Genomic DNA, 6,596 nt, shown 5'->3' with positions numbered 1-6,596 from the left:
AGCCGATGCCTTCGCAGAATACATCGACAGCATCGATCAATCCCTCGGACTGCAATTGAGGCATCCAGGTGCAGACTGCGTCGATGTAATCATCGGCCCGGCCACTGAATTCAGGGGGCAGGGCATGTGCAGCCAGATAGGTAGTTTTCACCGTCATGCCGGTTTCCAGGCCTAGCCGGCGGGCTACCCGCAGCATCTTGCGTTCATTTTCCAGATCCAGACCATAGCCGGATTTGATTTCTACACTGGCGACGCCATCGTTCAACAAGGCTTGCAGGCGCGGCAGACTTTCCGCAAAAAGGGCCTGTTCCGAGGCGTTACGAGTCAGCTGCACGCTGGACAGAATACCACCGCCGGCTTTGGCGATATCGGCATAGCTGGCGCCAAGCAACCGTTGTTCGGCTTCTTTGGCACGGTTACCAGCGAACACCAGATGGGTATGGCAGTCAATCATTGCCGGTGTCAGCCAGCGGCCTAGGCCATCGATGACCGTATCGATGTCTTGCAGGTAGGGTTCCGCAGCCGCGCGGTCGTTTCCGACAAAAACAATGTGGCCATTGCGCCAGACGATAATGCCATTTTCGATGATGCCGTAATCCGGGCCATCGAGCGTGACTAGATGGCTGTGTATGATGGCGCCGTGCGGATTTCGGAGAACCTTCATTTAACGACTCCCTGTGCGGCATAGTATCCGTAATCTAGGCCGATTTCAGTCAGTATGGCTTGTGAATGCTCGCCGAGTTGCGGCGGAGCCTGGTGATAGCTCACAGGGGACTCGGAAAGTTTCAAGGGGCTGGCTACCATTGGAATGCCATCCACTTCAAGCACATTGCCATTAGCTTTAGCCAAGGGGCTATGCAGCGCCTGTTTCACGGAATTAATCGGTGCGCAGGGAATGCCGCGATTGCTGAAAGCCTGCAACCAATAGGCCACTGGATGCGCACTGAAGATGGCTTGCAGGTTGGCGGTGACCAGATCCCGGTGCAATACGCGCTGGCTGTTGCTATCGAAGCGCGGATCATGGATCCACTCCGGATGTCCAACGGCATCGCACAGCGCGTGCCAGAGTTTCTCATTGGCGACTGTCAGTACGAAATGCTGATCGCTGGCGGAGAAATCCTGGTAGGGCACGATGCTGGCGTGTTCATTACCATAACGCGGCGCATCTTTACCGGTGAACAAAACACCGGCGCCGATATTGGCCAACCAGGTCAGTTGCGTATCGAAAAGCGAAACCGACACGTGTTGTCCGTGTCCCGTGCCGTGGCGTTGCTGCAGTGCCGCCAGGATGGCGATGACGGCATTTTGTCCGGTGGCTAAATCCACTACCGCAACCGCAGCTTTATTCGGCGCGCCATCACGGGCGCCGGTAATCGCCATCAGTCCGCCTTCGGCCTGAACGGCATAATCATACCCGGCGCGTTGGGCATCCGGTCCGGTGCGGCCGTAACCGGATATCGAACAGTAAATCAAGCGCGGATTGATGGCGCGCATCGCTTCATAACCGACACCCAAGCGCTCAGCGGTGCCGGTGCGGAAGTTTTCAATGAACACATCGGCCTGTTCAACCAGCGCTTGGATGATTTCGCGGCTTTCCGGTTTATGCAGATCGATGCAGATGGAGCGCTTGTTACGGTTGGCGCAGGAGAAGTAGGCGGAAATAGCGCCGATGTATGGTGGGCCCATGCCGCGGGTATCGTCACCCTCGAAGGACTCGACCTTGATGACATCGGCGCCGAGATCGGCCAGCATCTGCCCGCACCAGGGACCGGCCAGGACCCGGGACAGATCCAGAACTTTCACGCCGCTGAGTGCCGTCATCGCTTCTCGCTTACAATACCGACCATGGATCGGTTCATTTTACCCGCAATCGCCAACAGTCACAGCCATGCCTTCCAACGTGCCATGGCCGGCCTGACCGAGCGTCGCGGAGACCCGGCTGACAGCTTCTGGACCTGGCGCGAGCAGATGTATCGGTTTGCCGGCCGGATTAATCCCGAGCAGCTGTATGCCATTGCCGCCCAGCTTTACGCCGAAATGCTGGAAGCGGGATACAGCCATGTCTGTGAGTTCCATTATTTACACCATCAACCCGACGGCGAGCCCTATGCCGATCCCAGTGAAATGTCTCAGGCCATCATCCGTGCCGCCGAAGATGCTGGCATCGGCCTGACGCTGCTGCCGGTGCTCTATCAAACAGGCGGTTTCGATGGGCGCGACCTGCATGACGGGCAGAAACGTTTTGGTCACAGCACGGAAGCCTATCTGCGTTTGATAGAGCACCTCAGGAAGCAGGAAAGCCACTTGCTAAAAATTGGCGTTGCCCTGCACAGTCTGCGTGCCGTGCCGGAGGCGACCTTAAAGACCTTGTTGCCGGCATTGGCCGGCCAGGAGCTGCCGATCCATATCCATATTGCCGAACAGATGGTGGAAGTGCGGGAATGCGAAGCGGTGCGCGGTGCCCGCCCGGTGCAATGGCTGCTCGACAATGCGCCGGTGGACCAGCGTTGGACGCTGGTGCACGCGACCCATCTGCATGCCAGCGAAGTGAAAGCCCTGGCGCGATCGAAAGCGACGGTGGCGATTTGTCCCAGTACCGAAGCCAATCTCGGCGATGGTTTTTTTGCGTTGCCGGATTATCTGAAAGCCAAAGGCCGCTTCTCGATCGGATCCGATTCCAATGTGTCGGTATCCGTGGCCGAGGAGCTGCGTTGGCTGGAGTACGGACAGCGCCTGAAGCACCAGCAACGCAATATCGCCGCGAGCGAGAAACAGCCTGCAGTCGGACGCTTTCTGCTGGAGGCGGCTGCCAAAGGCGGTTGGCAATCAGCTGGCATACCCAAGCGTGCGGATGTCATGGTGCTTGATGCCGAGGCGCCGGTGCTGTTCGGTGCCACTCACGACGATGTGGCGGAACGTTTCGTATTCGCCGGCAATCGGCCATTAATTGAACGCGTTAGTGTGCACGGCATCGATCGTGTGCTTGGCGGCCGGCACGTTTTCCGTGAGCCCTTTGCTGCCGGATTCCGGCTTGCGATGATGCAATTGCTCGAGGAATAACTGCTCCCGAGCAGCGTTTGCCAGTGATTGGGTCTCGCCCGGTTTATAATGCAGGGAGTCCTTTGGAGTTCCTACAATGTCCGATCCCCGTTTCGACGCCAGCCGCGTCATCCGCGCCCCGCGCGGCACCACGCTGAACTGCAAATCCTGGCTGACCGAAGCCGCGTTCCGCATGATCCAGAACAATCTGGATCCGGACGTGGCGGAAAATCCGCAGGGCTTGGTGGTGTACGGCGGCATCGGCCGCGCTGCCCGCGATTGGGCCTGTTACGACAAAATCCTGACAACCCTGCAAGAGCTGGGTGACGATGAAACCTTATTGATCCAAAGCGGTAAACCGGTCGGGGTATTTCCCTCGCACCCGGATGCACCGCGGGTGTTGTTGGCAAACTCCAATCTGGTGCCGCACTGGGCGACTTGGGAACACTTCAACGAACTCGATAAAAAAGGTCTGATGATGTACGGCCAGATGACCGCCGGCTCCTGGATTTATATCGGCTCGCAGGGCATCGTGCAGGGCACTTATGAAACCTTCGTGGAGATGGGGCGCCAGCACTATGCCGGCGATCTCACCGGAAAATGGATTCTGACTGCCGGCCTGGGCGGCATGGGCGGCGCACAGCCGCTGGCGGCCAGCATGGCCGGTGCCTGCTCGCTCAATATCGAATGCCAGCAATCGCGCATCGAGATGCGCATCAAAACCCGTTATGTGGATGAACAGGCCGATGATCTGGACGACGCGCTGGCCCGCATCCAGAAATACTGCGCTGAAGGCAAAGCGGTATCGGTGGCCTTGCTTGGTAATGCGGCCGAAATCCTGCCGGAACTAGTCCGCCGCGGCATCCGCCCAGATGCGGTGACCGATCAGACTTCGGCCCATGATCCGCTGCACGGCTATCTGCCGGCCGGCTGGACCTGGGAGCAGTACATCGACGAGCAGAAACACAATCCGGCCAAAACCGTGGAAGCCGCCAAGCACTCCATGCGCGTACACGTGGAAGCCATGCTGCATTTCCAGAACATGGGCATTCCGGTGTTCGATTACGGCAACAACATCCGACAGATGGCCAAGGATGTCGGCTGTGCCGATGCCTTTGATTTCCCCGGCTTCGTGCCGGCCTATGTGCGTCCGCTGTTCTGCCGCGGCATCGGTCCCTTCCGCTGGGTCGCGCTGTCGGGCGACCCGGAAGATATTGCCAAGACCGATGCGAAAGTGAAGGAACTGATCCCGAACGATCCGCATCTGCACCGCTGGTTGGACATGGCCAAAGACCGTATCGAATTCCAGGGCCTGCCGGCGCGCATCTGCTGGGTCGGTCTGGGCGAGCGTCACCGTCTGGCTTTGGCATTCAACGCGATGGTGAGCTCGGGTGAATTGAAAGCGCCAATCGTCATCGGCCGTGACCATCTGGATTCCGGTTCAGTCGCGTCCCCGAATCGCGAAACTGAAGCCATGCAGGACGGTTCCGATGCGGTGTCCGACTGGCCCTTGCTCAATGCCATGCTGAATGTGGCCGGCGGCGCCACCTGGGTCTCATTGCATCATGGCGGCGGGGTGGGCATGGGTTATTCGCAGCATTCCGGCGTGGTCATCGTGGCTGATGGCAGCGAAGCGGCGGCCAAGCGGCTGGCGCGGGTGCTGTGGAATGATCCCGGCACCGGCGTGATGCGTCATGCCGATGCGGGTTATGAGATTGCGGTTGATTGCGCCCGCGAGAAGGGACTGAATTTGCCGATGGTTTCATAAATCGGCCCGATGTTTGTCGAAATTGCCAGTCCTTGGTTTTTTTGTGCCAGTGAAGATTATCCGATGGTGTGAGTCTGCTGATTAACTGAACACGCCGCCATAAAGCTTGCGTAGCTCGTTCTTCTGCACCTTGCCGGTGCCACCGACCGGCAGTGTGTCCACGAACAGGACCTCATCCGGCACCCACCATTTGGCTACGCGCTCGGCGAGGAAGGCGAGCAGGTCTTCACGGCTGACCGAAGTGTCCGGCTTGCGCACAATCAGCAGCAGCGGGCGTTCTTCCCATTTCGGATGTCTGACGCCGATGACGGCAGCCATGGCCACGCCCGGATGCTGCAAGGCGGTGTTTTCCAGGTCAATCGAGCTAATCCATTCGCCGCCGGACTTGATCACATCCTTGCTGCGGTCGCGAATCTGCATGCGCCCGGAAGCGTCGATAGTCGCGATGTCGCCAGTCGGAAACCAGCCATCAATCAGTGCCGACTGCTCGGATTTGTAATAGCGGGACATCACCCACTGCCCGCGCACCATCAGTTCGCCCTGACTGACGCCGTCACGGGGCAGGGTCGCGCCGTTATCGTCAACTACCTTGAGGTCAATCCCGAACAGTGACATGCCTTGCTTGGCCAGCAGGGCATGTTGCTGATCGCGGGGTAAGTTCTGGTCTTTTGGTGTGATGAAACCCATGGTGGCGGCGGCCGTGGTTTCAGTCATACCCCAGCCATGGCGTACTTCCACCGCGTAGTCATCGCGGAATTTGGCAATCAGCGCCTGCGGCATCGCCGAACCGCCGACGGCCGTTCGGCGCATGCTGCTGAACTTCAGTTTGTGCTGCTCTACATGCTGCATCAAGGCCATCCAGATCGTGGGAACGCCTGCGCTGATGGTGACCCGTTCGGTTTCCATCAGTTCGTACAGACTGGGGCCGTCCAGACGCGGCCCGGGCAGCACCAGGCGTGCACCGACTATCGGTGTGGCATAGGGAATGCACCAGGCGTTGATGTGGAACATCGGCACGACCGGCAATACCGTATCGAGCGCGGAGATGCCGATCACGCCCGGCATACAGCCCGACATGGCATTGAGCACGATGGCCCGGTGCGAATACATCGCGCCTTTCGGATGGCCGGTTGTTCCCGAGGTGTAGCACAGGGCAGCGCCGGTACGCTCATCAAAATCTGGCCAATCGTAATGCTCAGGATGTGGAGCAATCAGGTCTTCATAACAATGCAGTCCGGTCAATCCCTCCAGCGCCGGCATATTGGCGGCATCACTCAGGCAGACCCAGGCTTTGACCTTCGGACAATGCGTAGCGATACCTTTGACCAGTGGTGCGAAGGTGGCATCGAACAGCATTACTTCATCTTCGGCGTGATTGATGATGTAGATCAGTTGATCCGGGGCCAGTCTGGGGTTGCAGGTATGCATGACCATGCCGCTGCCGGATACCGCGTAATAGGCTTCCATATGCCGGTGGTTGTTCCAGGCAATGGAACCGATCGCGCTACCCGGGCCGAGACCCAGTGCCTGCAGAGCGTTAGCCAGTTTGCGCGAGCGTGCCGCGCATTGCGCGTAGGTATAACGGAACAGCGGTCCGTGGGTTTCGCGGGAAACGATTTCGACATCGCCGAACTGGCCGGCGGCATGTTCGATGATTCCGGAAACAAGAAGGGGGCGGTCCATCATCAGGCCGGGTTGTAGCATGGGTTTCCTCCGTGGTGGTGTTTACAGGGTGGCAATTTCCTCAAGCCGCTCCAGATCATCCGCTTGCCGTCGAACGCCAGGGTTT

The 6,596-nt window shown here is 58.9% G+C and carries 4 protein-coding genes and 1 pseudogene; 2 read left to right on the top strand and 3 right to left on the bottom strand.

Translation table 11 applies throughout. The annotated features are described in order from the left end of the window. Together ACIQ0Q_RS03245 and ACIQ0Q_RS03240 are read right to left on the bottom strand one after the other, a co-directional pair. A pseudogene (locus ACIQ0Q_RS03245) lies at window positions 1-664 on the bottom strand (imidazolonepropionase); the annotation flags it as partial. Next, window positions 661-1,821 (bottom strand): CaiB/BaiF CoA transferase family protein, encoded by a 1,161-nt coding sequence (locus ACIQ0Q_RS03240; RefSeq protein WP_395771513.1) that lies wholly within the window; start codon window positions 1,819-1,821, stop codon window positions 661-663. The gene ACIQ0Q_RS03240 and the pseudogene ACIQ0Q_RS03245, both read right to left, overlap by 4 nt. 24 nt (window positions 1,822-1,845) lie before the next feature. Between ACIQ0Q_RS03240 and ACIQ0Q_RS03235 the strand changes: the two genes are divergently transcribed. Continuing rightward, entirely contained in the window at window positions 1,846-3,060 is a 1,215-nt protein-coding gene (locus ACIQ0Q_RS03235; RefSeq protein WP_395771512.1) for a formimidoylglutamate deiminase, read from the top strand. Between the two features lie 76 nt (window positions 3,061-3,136). Next, complete coding sequence (hutU, locus tag ACIQ0Q_RS03230; protein WP_395771511.1) at window positions 3,137-4,807, top strand: urocanate hydratase; 1,671 nt, start codon at window positions 3,137-3,139, stop codon at window positions 4,805-4,807. Between the two features lie 81 nt (window positions 4,808-4,888). Here the strand turns inward: hutU and ACIQ0Q_RS03225 are convergent, their stop codons facing one another. Continuing rightward, window positions 4,889-6,511 (bottom strand): long-chain-fatty-acid--CoA ligase, encoded by a 1,623-nt coding sequence (locus tag ACIQ0Q_RS03225; protein ID WP_395771510.1) that lies wholly within the window; start codon window positions 6,509-6,511, stop codon window positions 4,889-4,891. Window positions 6,512-6,596 lie beyond the last annotated feature (85 nt).

It is taken from the genome of Arenimonas sp. (assembly GCF_044348765.1).
Lineage (GTDB): Bacteria > Pseudomonadota > Gammaproteobacteria > Xanthomonadales > Xanthomonadaceae > Arenimonas.
Note: the sequence above shows the minus strand (reverse complement) of the source record. Positions and strands in the feature narration are given on the sequence as shown.

Coding starts and splice junctions, on each gene's coding strand:
- ACIQ0Q_RS03240 (WP_395771513.1), bottom strand. CDS start 1,821: ATGACGGCACTCAGCGGCGTGAAAGTTCTGGATCTGTCCCGGGTCCTG.
- ACIQ0Q_RS03235 (WP_395771512.1), top strand. CDS start 1,846: ATGGATCGGTTCATTTTACCCGCAATCGCCAACAGTCACAGCCATGCC.
- hutU (WP_395771511.1), top strand. CDS start 3,137: ATGTCCGATCCCCGTTTCGACGCCAGCCGCGTCATCCGCGCCCCGCGC.
- ACIQ0Q_RS03225 (WP_395771510.1), bottom strand. CDS start 6,511: ATGCTACAACCCGGCCTGATGATGGACCGCCCCCTTCTTGTTTCCGGA.